Origin of the sequence: Ralstonia sp. PBBBR1 (assembly GCF_002256165.1) — a bacterium.
GTDB lineage: Bacteria > Pseudomonadota > Gammaproteobacteria > Burkholderiales > Burkholderiaceae > Ralstonia > Ralstonia thomasii.
On sequence record NZ_NKIL01000003.1, the window covers coordinates 148,998 to 165,250 of the forward strand.

The following is a 16,253-nucleotide window of genomic DNA, read 5'->3' on the forward strand; positions in this document are numbered from 1 at the left end:
TAGATTATTGCTCTGTCCATTAAAGCTCCGATCTAAGGCCGAATTTTCATGCGGCGGGTTGTTGTCAGCCCTCCTTGGGCTGACCCATTGCATTTGTTTATCCCGTTGACCGGATCAGTCCTCCGGCGTTGGCTGGACTGCTTGTAGGCCGTCATAGGGCATCGCCCCATAGGGATAGCGAGCCATCACAGTGGCTGGCTCTCTGGGAGCCGCAATCTCTGGCGAGTTGTTTGCGGTGCACTCAGTTGGCACCAGGCTTTCGTTGTCTTCCATTTCAATCTCCGTGGGTCATTCAAACCCGCGGTTTCGCGGGTTACGTTGTTGGGACAAGGCGGCAAGGGGCCACGTCCCGGTGAAATTGGTGACTCGCTGGGTGTCGCCATCAAAGGACAAGGGGACGGTCCCGGTCTTGCCGCGGCGCATCTTTGCGACATTGACCTCCATCAGATCGCCCGGGTCGAATGCGGGGTCGTAGTACGAGGGGCGATGGCACAGCAGGACAGCATCGGCGTCCTGCTCAATGTCGCCGCTATCGCGCAGATCAGAGAGTTGCGGTCGCTTGTCCGGCCTAGCCTCGTTTTGCCGATTCAACTGAGCAAGCACGATCACCGGGGTTTGGAGTTCCTTGGCCAGTGCCTTCAGCCCACGCGAGATGGCGCCGATCTCCTGCGTCCGGTTTTCGCGCTGGGTGCCGCCCGTGCTACGCATCAGGCCGAGGTAGTCCACAACCAGCAGCGCAAGGCCATACCGTCGCTTGATCGAGCGCGCCTTAGCTGCGAGCCGAGCGAGATCCAGGCCACCTGTGTCATCGACGAACAGGTTTCGGTGAGCAAGCCTCTCCACGGCCTTGGTTACCGCATTCCACTCCTTGTCGCCCATCTCGCCGGTCAGGATGCCCGCATATGGCGCGCCGCCAGCCAGGGAGAGGCAGCGCTCCGTTAGCTCCATAGCGCCCATCTCTAGACTGACGAACAGGACGGCACCGCCCACCTCCCCGCCCATGGCAACGTTGGCGGCGATGTTCAGGCCAAGCGAGGTCTTGCCCATGCCGGGACGGCCTGCAACGACGATCATCTCGCCGGGCCGCAGGCCTGTGCGCCCTGGCGCCCGAGAGCGCGCCAGAACGCGCCCAGTTCCGATTCGCTGAGGTGCCGATGGTGCTCAGCCTTGGGCACGGTGATGACGCCGCGCAGAGGAACTGCCGGATTGCTCTCTACAAGCAGCTTCTGGATGGCGTAGTTGTAGATCTGCTGAATGATGACCCGTACGCCCTCCGCGGTGTTTGGCGTGGCGCGCCGGGCCTCGATGATCTCCAGCACGTGGGACGGCTTCACGTCTTCTAAGGCCTTGCGGCCGATGACCGGCCACACGAAACGTTCCAAGCGCGACTTGATCTGGCTGCGGTACCCCTCGGTTTTCGTAGCCAAGCGCTCATCGATCCACTTGAGGGAGAACGCCTTGAATAGCCCCTCATCCTCCTGCAGTGATTCCTTGGCCTTGCGCTCTGCCTTGTCCTGGCGCCGGTGTTCGGCCGGATCAGTGCCCTGCTCGACCATTGCCCTGTATTCGGCGTGCCGGTCGCGCGCATCAGACACGCCGATTTCGGGATAGCTCCCGATCAGGACCGATCGGCGCTTGCCCGAGAGCATGTATTGGTAGCGCCAGGCCTTCGAGCCGCCCGGGTGCACTAGGACGAACAGGCCACCGCCGTCCGTGAGCTTGTAGGGCTGTTCCTTGGGCTTAGCGTTGTTGATACGGGTGGGCGTCAGCTTGTAGTTGAAGTGGCGCATGGCAGCGATCCTCAGAAGTGAGCACTTTGAGTATTGCTTCGCCCCCAAAATACTCCGTACAACACTCACTTAGCGCCGGATCGTACTCACTCTTTCTGGAACTCTAGAGACAAAAAACCCCGGCGACACTAAGTGTACACCGGGGTTTTCTGGACTTTTCCGGAACACTCCGGATCAGTTTACATATTGTCGATCATCACCTGACCGAAGCCCGAGCACGACACTTGGGTCGCGCCTTCCAGCAGACGGGCGAAGTCATACGTGACCTTCTTCGACAGGATCGATTTTTCGATCGACGAGATGATCAGGTCAGCGGCTTCCGTCCAGCCCATGTGACGCAGCATCATTTCGGCCGACAGGATTTCCGAACCCGGGTTCACGTAGTCCTTGCCTGCGTACTTGGGAGCCGTGCCGTGGGTGGCTTCGAACATCGCCACCGAATCCGACAGGTTGGCGCCCGGGGCGATGCCGATACCGCCGACTTGCGCAGCCAGAGCGTCGGAGATGTAGTCGCCGTTCAGGTTCAGCGTTGCCACCACCGAGTACTCGGCCGGACGCAGCAGGATCTGCTGCAGGAAGGCGTCGGCAATCGCGTCCTTGACGATGATTTCCTTGCCCGTCTTCGGGTTCTTGAACTTGCACCACGGGCCGCCGTCGATCAGCTCGGCGCCGAATTCCTTCTGTGCCAGCGCGTAGGCCCAGTCACGGAAACCACCTTCCGTGAACTTCATGATGTTGCCCTTGTGCACGATCGTGACCGACGGCTTGTCGTTGTCGATCGCGTACTGAATGGCCTTGCGCACCAGACGCTCGGTGCCTTCGCGCGAAACCGGCTTCACGCCGATGCCCGACGTTTCCGGGAAGCGAATCTTCTTGACGCCGAATTCGTCTTGCAGAATCTTGATCAGCTTCTTGGCCTTGTCGCTCTGGGCTTCGAATTCGATACCGGCGTAGATGTCTTCCGAGTTCTCGCGGAAGATGACCATGTCGGTCTTCTCCGGCTCTTTGACCGGCGAAGGCACGCCCTTGAAGTAGCGCACCGGGCGCAGGCAGACGTAGAGGTCCAGCTCCTGGCGCAGCGCCACGTTCAGCGAACGGATGCCGCCGCCCACCGGCGTCGTCAGCGGGCCCTTGATGGACACCACGTAGTCCTTCAGGACTTGCAGGGTTTCTTCCGGCAGCCACACGTCCGGGCCGTACACCTTGGTCGACTTCTCGCCGGCGTAGATTTCCATCCAGGAAATCTTGCGCTCGCCCTTGTAAGCCTTCTCAACCGCTGCGTCGACCACCTTGATCATCACCGGGGTGATGTCGAAGCCGGTGCCGTCACCTTCGATGTAAGGAATGATCGGGTTGTTCGGAACGTTGAGGGAGAAGTCTTGGTTGACGGTGATCTTCTCGCCGGCCGGGACCTTGATGTGTTGATACATGGACGACTCCAGTGCAGACCGCAGGTTAGCGGGTGGACGGTGGGGATTGACAGCACAGCGCGCCGCTCACGGGTTGGCCGGCGTGGAGCGCTGCAATGAACTGGCGATTCTAACGGCCTACGGTGACGCTCTCACGATGCACTGCACAAATCACGCATCTCGCGCAAGCCGCAACTCTTATATAAGACACAAGAGTGAATTCCGCATTATGCCGGAAAATTTCACCATCCGCCATACTGCCGCACGCATCGGGGCGGCTGTCAACTGCCTGACAGGCTGGCCTCAGAAGCCCTGACGATGAGCGGGCGGATGTCCCCCCACGCGGGATCCGCATCCAGCCGGGCGCTCCAGGCATCCACAAGGCGGGCCAAGGCGGCGCGCAGGTCGCACGCGCTGTCGGCATCGATTAAGCGGACTAGGCCAACGCCGTCCAGGCCCGGATTGCGCCTGACCAGCCACGCAAGCGTCTGGATGTGTTCGATGAAGCGATCGTCAGTCCGGTGCAAATGGCTGAAACAGGACAGGCCCACGTGGCGGTCCGGCGGGGCACCGGAGATCGTCTGCGACACCAGCATGAAATCGTCGAGGCTGGGCGCGTCACGCGAAGGCGGACGAAAACCCGGCACGGCGCCCAGCACAAGTAAGGCGCCGCAGCCCAGAACAAAATCGCGGCGCCGGAAATGGGCAGGCTTGCTGCGCTGGGCGGGCTTGGTGGGGCGGGGAGATGACGACGGCAGAGACACGGCGGGCCTTGAACAAAATCGGCTCGCATTTTCAAGGCTCAGGCGCCCCCATCCAATCAGATGGGTCCGAAACGCAGTCACGACGCATCGTCCGGCGGGCACCTTTCTTGCGCAGCGCAACATGCGCCACATGGCGGATCCGGCGACGCAGAGGCTTTCGCCCGGGGCCACAAAAAATTCGACGGAACATGTCAACGCGCCTGTAACGGGCTGCGTTATTGCAGATGACTCATTAAGCGGGTCGTTGGTTAACTCACTGATCTATAAAAGGATTCACCATGAAGAAGCTGATCGCTGCCCTGATCGCCGGCCTGTTCGCCACCGGTGTGTTCGCTCAAGCCTCCGCTCCGGCTGCTGACGCAGCTGCTGCTCCGGCTGCTGCCGAAAAGGCTGCTCCGAAGGCCAAGAAGGCCAAGAAGCACCACCACAAGAAGGCTGCCAAGAAGGCTGCTGACGCTTCGGCTCCGGCTGCTGACGCCGCCAAGCAATAAGCTTGTGTTTCTGTCGGGCCCACGCGGCTCGGCCGATACAGAGAAAGCAGGTGCTTATGCATCTGCTTTTTTTTCGCCCTCGCCTGCTGAACGGAAATCCCGGGCGCGCGTGCTGGGCTGTCAAAATAGCGCCATCAAGCTTGAGTACCTTGCCCGTTCCTCACAACAAAAAAAAGGGATGGCGCAATGGAATTCCGATCGATGTTCGCTCCGGTGCGACGAAAACGCGCCGTGCTCACGATGCTCTCTCTTGCCGCGCTGGCCGCTGCCGCCGTAATTGCCGGCTGCGGTGGCTCGTCGTCTGATTCGACGCCGGTGTCGACGGCCACGCCCTCGGATGCGGCCACGGCTGACGCCAACATCCAGGCCGCATGGGTGGAAATCGGCGACAGCAACCAGGCTGTCGTGCGCGCGGTCACCAGCTATACGAACAGCGCCTCGCCCGTCGACAGCTCGGTCTGCCCGCTGCTGACGGTGGACGGCACCGCCACGCGCATGACGCTGCGTGTGGCGGCCGGCACGCCGGCGCAGCGCACCACGGCCAGCGCCGCCAGCGATTCGAAAGCCTCGTCGTTCCCTGTGAATGCCTGCGAAGCCACCGTGGCCTCCACGGCCAAGGCCGCGTCGATCGGCTCGCGCGTGCTGCCGCTGCCCAAGGCCAACCCGCAGCGCGTGGTGATCCTGGCGGACACCGGCTGCCGCATGAAAAAGTCGAGCAACACGTTCCAGTCGTGTAACGACCCGCTGTCGTGGCCGTTTGCGAGCGCTGCCGCCACGGCCGCCAAGATGAACCCGGACCTCGTCCTGCACGTGGGCGACTACCACTACCGCGAAAACGCCTGCCCGCCTGACGTGGCCGGCTGCCAGGGCAGCCCCTGGGGATACGGCTGGGATACGTGGCAGGCCGACCTGTTCCAGCCCGCCGCCCCGCTGATGGCTGCGGCCCCGTGGGTGCTGGTCCGCGGCAACCACGAGGAATGCGCGCGCGCCGGCCAAGGCTGGTACCGCTTCCTGGATCCACGCCCGTACTCCACCGCCCGCTCGTGCGACGACCCGGCCAACGACACCGCTGCTAACGCGTCGGACCCGTACGCCGTCGCCATCGGCAGCGACACGCAGGTCATCGTGTTCGATTCGGCCAAGGCCGGCACGACGGCATTGGCGACGACCGACCCGTGGTTCCAGACCTACCAGAAGCAGTTCAGCACGGTGGGCACGCTGGCCGCCAAGCCGGGCGTGATGTCGATTTTCACCAACCACCATCCGATCCTGGGCTTCGTGCCCATCGCGGGCAGCACGCCGCTGGGCGGCAATGCGGCGCTGCTGTCGGTCATGAACAGCCTGAACGCCACGGCGTATTACCCGCCGGGCGTGCAGGTCGCGCTGCACGGCCACGTGCATGACTTCCAGGCAATCAACTTCACCAGCAACCACCCCGCGACCATCGTTGCGGGCAACGCCGGCGATTCGCTCGACGTGGCCCTGCCCGATCCGTTCCCGGCCATCAGCCCGGCTTCGGGTGTGACCGTTGGCAGCATCTCGCACAACAACTCGTTCGGCTTCATGGTGATGGACCGCCAGCCCGCGCCCGCCAAGGGCTGGCTGTTCAAGGCCTACAGTGTGGCCGGCAAGCTGCTGACGACCTGCACACAGAACGGCACGAGCCTGGTCTGCGACAAGACCGGCTTCGTTGCACCTTGAAGCGCCTGAGCACCACGCTGCTCGTTGCCGCCGCACTCTTCTCGGGTGCGGCAGCGGCCGAATCGATCGGCATGACGCCCAGGCTGGACGCCGTGCCGCCGCCCGCCGAGTCGACCGCGTTCAAGCCGGACCCGAACCTCGTCGCGCTCGGCAAGCGGGTGTTTTTCGACCCGCGCCTGTCGGAGCCGCAAGGCACCGCATGCGCGGCGTGCCATGATCCGGGCCGCGCCTTCGGGCCCACGCTGAAGGGCGAGGCGCTGCGCATCGGTGTGCCGGCCGGCAGCCGCCCAGGGCATGTTGCGGCACGCAATGCGCCGTCGCTGCTGTACCTGCGCTACATCCCGCATCGCTATTTCTTCCAGGATGACGACGCGAGCTTCCCGTCGCCGTTCGGTGGCTTCTTTGCCGATGGCCGAGCAGATTCCATCCCGGAACAGATTCGCGGCCCGCTGTTCAATCCGGACGAAATGGGCAACCGTTCAGCGCGCGACCTGCAGCGCAAGGTGGCCGGCACCGACCTTGGCGAGGCGCTTGCAAAGCAGTTCGGCGCCAATGCGGTGCATGAGCCCGAACGCCTGGTCAGCGTGCTGGGCAAGGCGCTGGAGGCCTATTTCCAGAGCGATGAGTTGGCGCCGTTCACCTCGCGCTTCGATGATTTCCTGCGCAAGCGCACGCCGCTCTCCGCCGCCGAGATGCGCGGCCTCGCCCTGTTCCGCAATCCGGACAAAGGCAACTGCGCGTCGTGTCACCTGATGGTGGAATCGTCGTCGCGTCCAGAGCGCTCCCTGTTCACGGATTTCGGCTACGACGCCATTGCTGTGCCGCGCAACCCGCTGCTGCCCGCCAACAAGGACGCGCGCCACTTCGACGTCGGCCTGTGCCAGACCGCCCGGACGCTGAAATGGCCGGAGCCCGACCAGTGGTGCGGCTACTTCCGCACGGCCGGCCTGCGCAACGTGGCGGTGCGCCAGACGTTCATGCACAACGGCGTGTTCCGCACGCTGCGCGACACGGTGACCTTCTATGCCACGCGCTCGACCGACCCCGCGCAGTGGTACCCCGGCGGCAAGCGTTTTAACGACGTGCCGGCCAAGTACCAGGGCAATATCAACGTGAATGCCGTGCCGATGAACCGCCGCCCCGGCACCACGCCTGCGCTGACGGAAGACGAGATCGACGACATCGTTGCATTCCTGCGCACGCTAACCGATGCGCGGTATGTGGCGCTGATGCCCGATCCGGCAGCCGACAAGGCGCGCTCGGCGCATACGCCAAAGGTGGCCGCGAAGACGGTCGCCCTCGAACATCAGCCTCCCGCGGGCACCAACACGCGGTAACAACTTCGTCGCACAGCCCGCCGCCGTTTCATTGACGGCGGCGGGCCGAGTGCCGATCATGGAGCGTTTCTTTTCCGATCCGCTCGCGCCATGACCACCCTGTCCCGCCTCTTTGCCGCTCTGTCGCTGGCCGTTGCCGCCACCGGAGCCCTCGCCCAGACACCCGCCGCGCCCACCGCCCCGAATACCGGCCTGCCCGTGGTCGACCTGACCATCGGCATGTACAAGGTCAAGGCCGAAGTGGCGGCCACCCCGCAAACCCGCGAGACCGGCCTGATGTTCCGCAAGACCATGCCCGATACCGCAGGCATGCTCTTCGTGTTCGATGAATCCGCTGGCCACTGCTTCTGGATGAAGAACACTGACCTGCCGCTGTCCATCGCCTTCATCACCGACGACGGCACCATCTCCGACATTGCCGAGATGAAGCCGCAGACCGAAGACAATCACTGCCCCACCCGGGCTGGCAGCTACGCGCTGGAAATGAACAAGGGCTGGTTTGCACGCAAAGGCGTCAAGCCCGGCATGAAGGTGGGCGGGCTGCCGCGCTGAAGCCCACGCACATACAACAACAGAGAGGAGACCGCCGCATGCACGGTTTCGACAACAACCGTCGCCGCTGGATGCGGCAGGCCGGCGCGCTGGCCGTGGGTGCGGGCGCGGCGTCGGCAGGTCTGCCGCTTGGCGCCTTGGCCGCCGATGCACCCAAGAAGGGCACGCGGTTGATCTTGCTGGGCACGGCGGGCGGGCCGACGCCGAAGAAGAATCGCTCGGCGCCGGCACAGGTGATCGTCATCAACGGCGTGTCGTACGTGGTCGATTGCGGCAACGGTGTCGCACGCCAGTATGTGACGGCGGGCCTCAAGCTCAAGGACATCCGCCACGTCTTCATCACGCATCAGCACTCCGATCACAACGCCGATTACGGCACGCTGATGCTGCTCGCCTGGGCCACCGACCTGACCGGCCCCGTCGACGCCTGGGGCCCGCCCCCGCTGGCCGCAATGACGACCAAGTTCCTTGAGCTGTACGACTACGACATCCGCACCCGCATTGCCGATGAAGGCCGCCCGCCGCTGGCGCCGATGCTTCATCCGCACGAGCTGACCGAGGGCGGCCTCGTCATGCAGGATGCCAACGTGAAGGTGACGAGCGCGCTGGTCAAGCACCCACCGGTCTCGCCGGCATTCGCGTTTCGCTTCGATTCGGCAGACCGCTCCATCGTCATCTCCGGCGATACGGCGCCGAGCGAAAACCTCGTGCGCCTGGCATACGGCGCCGATGTGCTTGTGCACGAGGTGATGCACCTGCCGTCGCTCGACAAGCTGCTGTCCACCGAGCCCAACGCCAAGACGCTACGCGAGCATCTGCTGGCGAGCCACACCTCCACCGAAGAGGTCGGCCGCATTGCCACCGAGGCCAAGGTGAAGACACTGGTGCTGTCGCACTTCGTGCCCGGCGGCTATCCGTATCTGGAAGATTCAGTCTGGCTGGATGCCGTGCGCCCGCACTTCAAGGGCGAGATCATCGTCGGGCGCGAACTGCAGGAAATTTAAGGACGGCCGCTGCTCGCTTCGCTGCAATCGCGGTAAAGCTGGTTGCGGCTGCCGGACAGGGTCTCGTCGGCGAGGAAACCGGTGGGGCCCTTCGTCCACCAGACATACTGGCCCGACGCATAGCGCGCACCCGACGCGGCCATCACGTTGGCAAACACGAGCGTCTTGCCGTTGAGGGTCATGGCGGCCAGCGGCGTATCCCCCACGGTCATGTATTTCACAAGCAGCGTCTTGCCGCCTTCGCACGTGTAGCGCACGTCGTGCGGGTCCTTGATCGGCAACGCGGAATAGGCGCGCGCCTGATCGATCGCCTTGTTGAGCCCCGCCTTGGCAAAATCGAGCGCAGTATTCAGATCGTCGGACGACATGCCGGGCACCGGCGATTGCTGGGCGGTGGCGACGCCGCTGAAGACGCCGGCGCCCAGCGCCAGCCCGAACATCACTGCAGTTGCGAAACGACGCATGGATCCGTCTCCTGAGAATGGTCAGCGCAAGTCGGTTAGTCCGCCGCGTCGCTGTCAGGTTCGGTGGGCTTGAGCACGAATGCTGTCGGCTCGACGCGCTGCGGGAGTTCATCGGACAGCGCACGCGCGGCCTCGGCAAAGCACTGCACCAGGCTATCGGCCAACGATGACGGCGCATGATGCTCGGCACGCATGGCGCGCACGTCGAACGTCTGCGCCGGCTCCAGCGCGAACAGCGCGATGCGCTCCATGCTGCCGGTGGCGGCTGTGAACTGATCGAGCATCGTCACGCCGAGCGACTCCTCCACCAGCGAACGCGCCAACGAATATGTCTGCACTTCCAACGTCGACTGCGGCGCCAGCCCGCCGCGCGCCAATGTCTGCCCGACCAGCGAGCCAAGCGAGATCTGGTCTTCCAATCCGATGAAAGGCTTCTCGGCAACGAGCTTGTGCAGCGCGCGCCCATCGGTCTTGCCGCTCACCCAGGCGCGCGGCGCGGCCAGCAGGATGCGCCCCTGCGCCACCGGCTTGGTGCTGATGGCCGGATGCACGGGCGGCGCAAAAGCAAAACCGACGTCGATGTCCTGCGAGAGTAAGCCCTGCACGATCTCGGCGGTGTGGTGCGTGAACACACGCACCAGCGTATCGGGATGCCGCTGCGAGAAACGCCGCACGGCGGGCGCGAGAATGCTCGGCGCCAGGCTGGGCGTAGCCGCCACGCGCAAGCGCCCCGCCCCCTTGTGGCGCAAGTTGGCCGACACGCGCCGCACGCGCTCGACCTCCTGGTACAGCCGCTCGACTTCGCTGAACAGTTCGAACGCCTCGGCGGTGGGCTGCAGGCGGCCCTTGGTGCGGTCGAACAGGCGGAAACCGAGTTGCAGCTCGGTGTGCTGCAGCACGCGCGTCACCACGGGTTGCGACACGTTCAGCATGCGCGCCGCCTCGCTGACGGTCCCAACCAGCATCACGGCGCGGAAGACTTCGATCTGGCGCAAACGCATGGCCGCCGGTCCTCACAATCCGAATAGGGAAGCGCCGATTGTGACATCCGGCGCCGGTCTTCGGCTAGGCGGGTGCAGGTGTGGCGGAAGCGCCCTCCGCTTCCAGCGCATCCAGAAACACGCGGACCTTGCGCGGCACCAGCTTGCGGGCAGGCATCAACGCGTAGACGCGCAGCGCGGTCAACTCGAAATCGGGCAGCACGCGCACAAGCCGGCCGGCCGCGACTTCCGTATCGCCCACAGAGCGCGCCATGCGGGCCACGCCCAGGCCCCGCACGGCGGCGCGGGCGCGCATTTCGGCATTCAACGTCTGCAGGCGTGGCTGGATGGGGACTTCGATTGGTTCGACGGCGGGCTCGCCAACGGGGCGGAAGGCCCAACTCGCGTCGTCAGGCCCGGAGAGGCAGGGCCAGCCGGCCAGGTCGGCGGGCGTCTTGAGCGGCGGGCGTTCCGCCAGCAAGGCCGGCGATGCATACAAGCCGCGCGGGATGAGCACCACGCGGCGCGCCACGAGCGACGAATCCGGCAACACCTGGTCAACCATGACGAAGACGATGTCGAAGCCGCTGGCTAGCAGGTCTGGCTGTTCCCATGAGATGTGCACCTGGATTTGCAGATGCGGGTATTTCTCCAGCGTGCGGCACACGGGTTCGGTCAGGTGCTGCGCACCGACTTCGTACGGCGCAGCGATGCGCAGCGTGCCGGCCACGGTTTCGCTGGCCGCGGTGGTGTCGGCGTGCACTTCGCGCAGGCGCTCGAACAGCGGCGCGATGTCGTCGTAGAAGTGCGAGCCCGCTTCGGTCAGCCGCAACTGTCGCGTGGTGCGGGTCATGAGCCGCACGCCCAGCCCGGCTTCCAGCCGTGAAACGGCGGCGCTGGCGGTCGATTTGGGGATGCCCAGCGCCTCGGCGGCGGCGGTAAAGCTGCCGGCCTCCACCACGCGGCAGAAGGTTTCCCAATCGTTCCACTCCATTGTTCGCATGACTGGACAGTGTTCCTAGAGTTGGCCGTTTATCCGGCTGGCGGGCAAGTTTAAGCTCGGGCACATGTCGCTGCAAATCCTCAAACCCGCATCCCTGCGGGCGTTTCCCCATTTTTCTTCGGCGCGCGTCCACGCTTTTGGGCTGGCGATGGGCCTCTCCACGGGCCTCGATTTCGTCTCGTCGCAAATGTTCGCCGTGGCGGGCCAGCACATCCAGGGCGGTGTGCATGCGAGCCCGGATGCCTATCTGTACGCTGTCACAGCGTATGCCGTGGCGGCCGTCGTCGCCAACCTCGCCATCGGCCGCATTGCGGCGCACGTGGGCTACCGCATGTATTCGCTGGTGGGCATCGTGCTGTTCGCCATCGGCTGCGTGGTGTGCGCCGAGTCCAACAACATCGGCGAACTGATCATCGGACGGGCCATCCAGGGCCTGGGCGCGGGTGGCCTGTTCTCGGCGTCGCGCATCCTGGTGCAACTCGCAGCCGAGCCCGACGAACGCATTCCGCCGATGCTGATGTTCAGCGTCGGCCTGTTCGGACTGACCACCATTGCGCCGTGGATCTGCGCCGAAGTGCTGGAATACAGCGAATGGCGCGTGATTTTCTGGATCGAACTGGCGCTGGCCGGTGTGGCATGGATGGCGGTGTTCTTCCTGCCGCCCGAGCATCATCAGCCGCGCACACGCGCCGCGCGGCGCCCCGATGAAGCGCCGCCTGAAGACGGCCAGTGGGATTGGGTTGGCGTGGGCGCCATGGCCATCGGTGCGCTGTCGTTCCTGGTGGGCCTGTCGGAGCTGCGCTACAACCGGCTGACGGCCTCGCCTTTGATTCCGCTGCTGTTGCTGGGCGGTACGGCTTCTTTGCTGCTGGCCATCCACCGCCTGCGCACGCACCCAGACCCGTGGCTCGATCTCTCGCGGCTGAACGGCCGCCGCTACCTGTGGGGCATCGGTTTCTACGGCATCTATTACTTGATGAGCGGGTACTGGTCGTACCTCTTTCCGGCGGTATCGCAAGGCGGCCTGGGTTTTACGTTCCGCACGACCACGCTGTTCCTGATGATCAGCGGGGCAGTGTCGACCGTGGTAGCCGTCGCCATGACCGCCTGGTTGCCGTTCTTCTTCCGCAAGCGGCGCTTCATCGCCATCGGCTTTGCCGTGTATGCGGCAGCGGCGCTGCTGCTGGCAACAAGCCTGATGCCGGGCGCGCCAGACTACGCGTTCTTCCCCGTGTCGATTCTGGAAGGCATCACGCCAGGCGCGGTGATGATCCAGGTCGCGATGATGACCTACCTCGATCTCGACCGCGAAGACTTCGCGCACGGCTACCAGATGAAGAACATCGCGCGCCAGTTTGCGACCGCGGTGGGCACGGGGCTGGCGGCTGTGTCGCTGCAGACGCAGCAGGCGGAATCGCGCTCGCTGATCGTGGCGCACGTCACGCGCTTCACGGCAGACCTGCAGGCTGCCAACCCGCTCACGCCGGAGCGCCTGGCCAGCCTGTCGGCCGAGATCGACCGACAGGCAACGCTGCTGGCCGGCACGCAGCTCTTCAGCTGGTTTGCCGTGGCGTGCGGCGTGTTTGCCGTGCTGGTGCTGGTGCAGCGGTCGTTGCGCTGAGCGCGCACTACGACTTCTGCACCGCGTACTTGCCCGGCCCCACCGCTGCCAGCAGGAACAGCCCGCCCATGATGCTCAGGTTCTTGTAGAACTGGATCTTGTTGGCGGCCTCCATGGAGCCTTCCATACTCCAGTAGCTGTGGGCGATGAACGAAGTGCCCAGCACGAACAACGCCATCAGCAGCGTCAGCGGCCGCGTCCAGAAACCGATCAGCAAGGCGATACCCACGCCAAACTCCATGACGACGGCAACCGCTGCGGCCACCATCGGCATGGGCGCGCCCGTGCTGGCCATGTAGCCGACGGTGCCCTGAAAGCCCGTCAGCTTGCCCCACCCGGACATCACGAACAGCACCATCATGAGGATGCGGGCGAGCAGCATTAGTTCGTTGCGCCAACGTTCGATGAACGCGTCCATTTTGGGCCTCCAGGGCGGGCTTTGGTGATTGCAGTCTAGGCGCTGGATTTACCAAGTGTGGTTTCGAGCGCATCGAGTACCGCCTGAATCACACCGTGCCGCACGTGCTCTTTCCGCTCGATCATGCCGACGGTGCGCACCGGCGTCTGCGGCGGCAGGGGCAGCACGCGCAGGGCCGGGTCGCTCTCCCAGCTTGCGCGGCGCAGGCGCGGCACCAGTGTCACCCCTACCTGCTGGCGCACCAGTTCGACAATCGCCTCGATGGAATTGACCTCGATGAACTCGTTGACCGCCATGTGCGTCTTGCGCAGGGCGCGATCGATCAGGGCGCCGGTGCGTACCGCGCGGTCGAAGCGCAGGAACGGGTGAGTGCGCAGGACTTCCTCTGCGCGGCCGCGTGTGTGGCGGCCCGCCACAACGACCAGCGGCTCGGTATAGAGCGGGTGCCACACAAGGTTGGCAGGCAGGCGCTCAAGGTGTTCGACCACCAGTGCCCCATCCAGCTCGCCCGCTTCCACCTGCTCCACCAGCTCGCCCGATTTGCCGGTAATGAGCTTCACGTCCAGTCCCTTGTGCGCCTGCTTGAGCCCCGCCACCGCATGTGCCAGCGACCCCATCACCGACACCACCGCACCAATCGCCACCGCGCCGGACAACGCCGTCTGCGGTTCGTCACCGACGCGCATGGCGTCGTAGAGCGCCAGCAGGTGCTCGGCTTGTGGCAGCAGCGCGCGACCATGCGCATTCAGCGTGACAGTCCGCCCCGACCGGTCGAACAAGTCGCGGCGCAGCTCGGCTTCGAGCGCGCGCATCTGCAGGCTCACAGCGGCCTGCGTGAGTGCCACGCGCTCGGCGGCTGCGGCAAACGAGCCATGGCGCGCCACGGCGACAAAGGTGCGGAGAAAGCGGACGGTACTCACGGCAAGGCGCGGCGGACTATCAAGTTTTTCTTAAGCAAGATCCAATGAATTTTAACTTTATTAAATCCAGCGCACCGCAAATAATCATTCGTCAAACATTCCCGCTTATCACCGCTTGAGCCCCATGTCCCACCGCTTCGATTGGCAAAACCCCTATCCCTCCGTCCGCATTCCCCTGTTTGCGCGCAACGTTGTCTCCACGTCGCACCCGCTGGCCGCACAGGCTGGACTGCGCATGCTGCTCGCGGGCGGCAGCGCCGTGGATGCAGCCATCGCCGCGGCGGCCATGCTGACCGTGGTCGAGCCCGTCTCGTGCGGACTCGGCAGCGATGCATTCGCGATCCTGTGGGACGGCAAGGAACTGCATGGGCTGAACGCTTCCGGCACGGCGCCGCAGGCTTGGAGCCTCGACTACTTCCGCAAGAAATACGGCGAAGACGCCAACGGCAACCCCAAGCGCCCCACACGCGGCTGGGACGCGGTGACCGTGCCCGGCGCCATCTCCGCGTGGGCTGCATTGCACGAACGCTTCGGCAAGCTGCCGTTTGCCGATGTGCTGGAACCCGCCGCCGAGATTGCCGAGCGCGGCCACACCATCGCGCCCATCGTTGCGCACAAATGGGCAGCGGCCATTCCCGAACTGCACAACCAGCCCGGCTACGCGCAGGCCTTCATGCCGCACGGCCGCGCGCCGGAAGTGGGCGAGAAGTTCAAGCTGCCCGACGCAGCCGCCACGCTGCGCCGCCTCGGCCAGACCAACGGCCGCGATTTCTACGAAGGCGAACTCGCCGAGCGCATCGCCGCCTATTCACGAGAATGCGGCGGCAGCATGACCGCACAAGACCTGCGCGACTATCGCCCCGAATGGGTCAAGCCGATCACCAAGCGCTACCGCGGCTACGACCTGCACGAAATCCCGCCGAACGGCCAGGGCATCGCCGCGCTCATCGCGCTGGGTATTCTGGATCGCTTCGATCTTGGCGCCCTGCCCGTCGACTCGGCAGACTCGCAGCATCTGCAGATTGAGGCGATGAAGCTGGCGTTTGCCGATCTCTACCAATACGTGGCCGACCCGCGCTCGATGGACGTCACGCCCGAGCAGATGCTCGACGACGCGTACCTCGATGCGCGCGCCAAGCTGATCGACATGGGCCGCGCGCAGATGCCGACCTTCGGCATGCCACGCGCCGGCGGCACGGTGTACCTGACGGCCGCCGACGAGAACGGCATGATGGTCTCGTTCATCCAGTCCAACTACATGGGCTTCGGCTCCGGCGTGGTGGTGCCCGGCACCGGCATCAGCCTGCAGAACCGCGGCTTCGGTTTTTCGATGGACGCGCGTTCGGCCAACGTGGTGGAAGGCGGCAAGCGGCCATTCCACACGATCATCCCGGCGTTCCTGACCAAGGACGGCCAGCCGCAGATGAGCTTTGGCGTGATGGGCGGCGATATGCAGCCGCAAGGCCACCTGCAGACGCTCGTGCGCATGCTCGATTACAAGCAGCAGCCGCAGGCCGCGTGCGATGCCCCGCGCTGGAAGGTCAACCGCGATTTCACGCTCGACGTGGAAGGCACGATGAACGCCAAGACCGTCGCTGCACTGGAAGCGCGAGGCCACAAGCTTGAATCGGTGGCCGATCCGTACATGGATTTCGGCTCCGGCCAGTTCATCTGGCGCCTGTCGGACGACGCCGACCACGGCTACGTGGCCGCCAGCGACAGCCGCCGCGACGGCCACGCGGTGGGCTTCTAAAGAGGCCCGCCGCACCAGCGCGCTGACCCGTTGGACCGGGCGGGCA

General features: G+C 64.8%; 16 protein-coding genes. 7 read left to right on the forward strand and 9 right to left on the reverse strand.

The window, feature by feature from the left end:
* Positions 1–288 precede the first annotated feature (288 nt).
* The 4 genes from CFE42_RS04225 to CFE42_RS04240 all read right to left on the reverse strand — a co-directional run bounded on the left by CFE42_RS04225 (position 289) and on the right by CFE42_RS04240 (position 4,095).
* On the reverse strand, positions 289–1,074 hold the full coding sequence (locus tag CFE42_RS04225) for a DnaB-like helicase C-terminal domain-containing protein (RefSeq protein WP_004631921.1): 786 nt from the start codon (positions 1,072–1,074) through the stop codon (positions 289–291).
* Positions 1,071–1,790, reverse strand: a complete 720-nt coding sequence (locus CFE42_RS04230; RefSeq protein WP_004631920.1) for an integrase arm-type DNA-binding domain-containing protein — start codon at positions 1,788–1,790, stop codon at positions 1,071–1,073. The genes CFE42_RS04225 and CFE42_RS04230 overlap by 4 nt, the downstream gene beginning before the upstream one ends.
* A 179-nt stretch (positions 1,791–1,969) precedes the next feature.
* Positions 1,970–3,220 (reverse strand): NADP-dependent isocitrate dehydrogenase, encoded by a 1,251-nt coding sequence (icd, locus tag CFE42_RS04235; RefSeq protein ID WP_004631917.1) that lies wholly within the window; start codon positions 3,218–3,220, stop codon positions 1,970–1,972.
* A gap of 260 nt (positions 3,221–3,480) precedes the next feature.
* Complete coding sequence (locus CFE42_RS04240) at positions 3,481–4,095, reverse strand: hypothetical protein (protein WP_004631916.1); 615 nt, start codon at positions 4,093–4,095, stop codon at positions 3,481–3,483.
* Positions 4,096–4,241: 146 nt separating this feature from the next.
* Between CFE42_RS04240 and CFE42_RS04245 the strand changes: the two genes are divergently transcribed.
* From CFE42_RS04245 to CFE42_RS04265, 5 genes are all read left to right on the forward strand, one after another.
* Complete coding sequence (locus CFE42_RS04245; RefSeq protein WP_004631913.1) at positions 4,242–4,454, forward strand: hypothetical protein; 213 nt, start codon at positions 4,242–4,244, stop codon at positions 4,452–4,454.
* 186 nt (positions 4,455–4,640) lie between these two features.
* Positions 4,641–6,155: a metallophosphoesterase gene (locus CFE42_RS04250; protein ID WP_004631912.1), complete on the forward strand. Its 1,515-nt coding sequence runs from the start codon at positions 4,641–4,643 to the stop codon at positions 6,153–6,155.
* Complete coding sequence (locus CFE42_RS04255; RefSeq protein WP_004631909.1) at positions 6,152–7,492, forward strand: cytochrome-c peroxidase; 1,341 nt, start codon at positions 6,152–6,154, stop codon at positions 7,490–7,492. Before CFE42_RS04250 ends, CFE42_RS04255 begins: the two co-directional genes overlap by 4 nt.
* 90 nt (positions 7,493–7,582) lie before the next feature.
* A complete protein-coding gene (locus tag CFE42_RS04260) occupies positions 7,583–8,044 on the forward strand; it encodes a DUF192 domain-containing protein (RefSeq protein ID WP_004631906.1) in 462 nt (153 codons plus the stop codon).
* Between the two features lie 38 nt (positions 8,045–8,082).
* Positions 8,083–9,048: an MBL fold metallo-hydrolase gene (locus tag CFE42_RS04265; RefSeq protein WP_004631905.1), complete on the forward strand. Its 966-nt coding sequence runs from the start codon at positions 8,083–8,085 to the stop codon at positions 9,046–9,048.
* Here CFE42_RS04265 and CFE42_RS04270 read toward each other — a convergent pair.
* The 3 genes from CFE42_RS04270 to CFE42_RS04280 all read right to left on the reverse strand — a co-directional run bounded on the left by CFE42_RS04270 (position 9,045) and on the right by CFE42_RS04280 (position 11,486).
* Positions 9,045–9,512, reverse strand: a complete 468-nt coding sequence (locus CFE42_RS04270) for an MliC family protein (protein ID WP_004631903.1) — start codon at positions 9,510–9,512, stop codon at positions 9,045–9,047. The genes CFE42_RS04265 and CFE42_RS04270 overlap by 4 nt on opposite strands.
* A gap of 35 nt (positions 9,513–9,547) precedes the next feature.
* The gene (locus CFE42_RS04275; protein ID WP_004631901.1) at positions 9,548–10,513 is read right to left on the reverse strand and encodes a LysR substrate-binding domain-containing protein; all 966 of its coding nucleotides are present in this window, start codon (positions 10,511–10,513) and stop codon (positions 9,548–9,550) included.
* 64 nt (positions 10,514–10,577) lie between these two features.
* Entirely contained in the window at positions 10,578–11,486 is a 909-nt protein-coding gene (locus tag CFE42_RS04280; protein WP_004631898.1) for a LysR family transcriptional regulator, read from the reverse strand.
* Positions 11,487–11,559: 73 nt separating this feature from the next.
* On the opposite strand from CFE42_RS04280, the gene CFE42_RS04285 reads away from it, so the two are divergent.
* The gene (locus tag CFE42_RS04285) at positions 11,560–13,116 is read left to right on the forward strand and encodes an MFS transporter (RefSeq protein ID WP_004631897.1); all 1,557 of its coding nucleotides are present in this window, start codon (positions 11,560–11,562) and stop codon (positions 13,114–13,116) included.
* A 7-nt stretch (positions 13,117–13,123) separates the two neighbouring features.
* On the opposite strand, the gene CFE42_RS04290 is transcribed toward CFE42_RS04285, so the two are convergent.
* Positions 13,124–13,534, reverse strand: a complete 411-nt coding sequence (locus CFE42_RS04290; RefSeq protein WP_004631895.1) for a DoxX family protein — start codon at positions 13,532–13,534, stop codon at positions 13,124–13,126.
* Positions 13,535–13,569: 35 nt separating this feature from the next.
* Positions 13,570–14,454 (reverse strand): LysR family transcriptional regulator, encoded by an 885-nt coding sequence (locus tag CFE42_RS04295; RefSeq protein ID WP_004631893.1) that lies wholly within the window; start codon positions 14,452–14,454, stop codon positions 13,570–13,572.
* A gap of 124 nt (positions 14,455–14,578) precedes the next feature.
* Here CFE42_RS04295 and CFE42_RS04300 point away from each other — a divergent pair, with 124 nt between their 5' ends.
* Complete coding sequence (locus CFE42_RS04300) at positions 14,579–16,207, forward strand: gamma-glutamyltransferase family protein (protein ID WP_004631891.1); 1,629 nt, start codon at positions 14,579–14,581, stop codon at positions 16,205–16,207.
* Positions 16,208–16,253: the final 46 nt, after the last annotated feature.

Coding starts and splice junctions, on each gene's coding strand:
- CFE42_RS04225 (WP_004631921.1), bottom strand. CDS start 1,074: ATGATCGTCGTTGCAGGCCGTCCCGGCATGGGCAAGACCTCGCTTGGC.
- CFE42_RS04230 (WP_004631920.1), bottom strand. CDS start 1,790: ATGCGCCACTTCAACTACAAGCTGACGCCCACCCGTATCAACAACGCT.
- icd (WP_004631917.1), bottom strand. CDS start 3,220: ATGTATCAACACATCAAGGTCCCGGCCGGCGAGAAGATCACCGTCAAC.
- CFE42_RS04240 (WP_004631916.1), bottom strand. CDS start 4,095: ATGTGGCGCATGTTGCGCTGCGCAAGAAAGGTGCCCGCCGGACGATGC.
- CFE42_RS04245 (WP_004631913.1), top strand. CDS start 4,242: ATGAAGAAGCTGATCGCTGCCCTGATCGCCGGCCTGTTCGCCACCGGT.
- CFE42_RS04250 (WP_004631912.1), top strand. CDS start 4,641: ATGGAATTCCGATCGATGTTCGCTCCGGTGCGACGAAAACGCGCCGTG.
- CFE42_RS04260 (WP_004631906.1), top strand. CDS start 7,583: ATGACCACCCTGTCCCGCCTCTTTGCCGCTCTGTCGCTGGCCGTTGCC.
- CFE42_RS04265 (WP_004631905.1), top strand. CDS start 8,083: ATGCACGGTTTCGACAACAACCGTCGCCGCTGGATGCGGCAGGCCGGC.
- CFE42_RS04270 (WP_004631903.1), bottom strand. CDS start 9,512: ATGCGTCGTTTCGCAACTGCAGTGATGTTCGGGCTGGCGCTGGGCGCC.
- CFE42_RS04275 (WP_004631901.1), bottom strand. CDS start 10,513: ATGCGTTTGCGCCAGATCGAAGTCTTCCGCGCCGTGATGCTGGTTGGG.
- CFE42_RS04280 (WP_004631898.1), bottom strand. CDS start 11,486: ATGGAGTGGAACGATTGGGAAACCTTCTGCCGCGTGGTGGAGGCCGGC.
- CFE42_RS04285 (WP_004631897.1), top strand. CDS start 11,560: ATGTCGCTGCAAATCCTCAAACCCGCATCCCTGCGGGCGTTTCCCCAT.
- CFE42_RS04290 (WP_004631895.1), bottom strand. CDS start 13,534: ATGGACGCGTTCATCGAACGTTGGCGCAACGAACTAATGCTGCTCGCC.
- CFE42_RS04300 (WP_004631891.1), top strand. CDS start 14,579: ATGTCCCACCGCTTCGATTGGCAAAACCCCTATCCCTCCGTCCGCATT.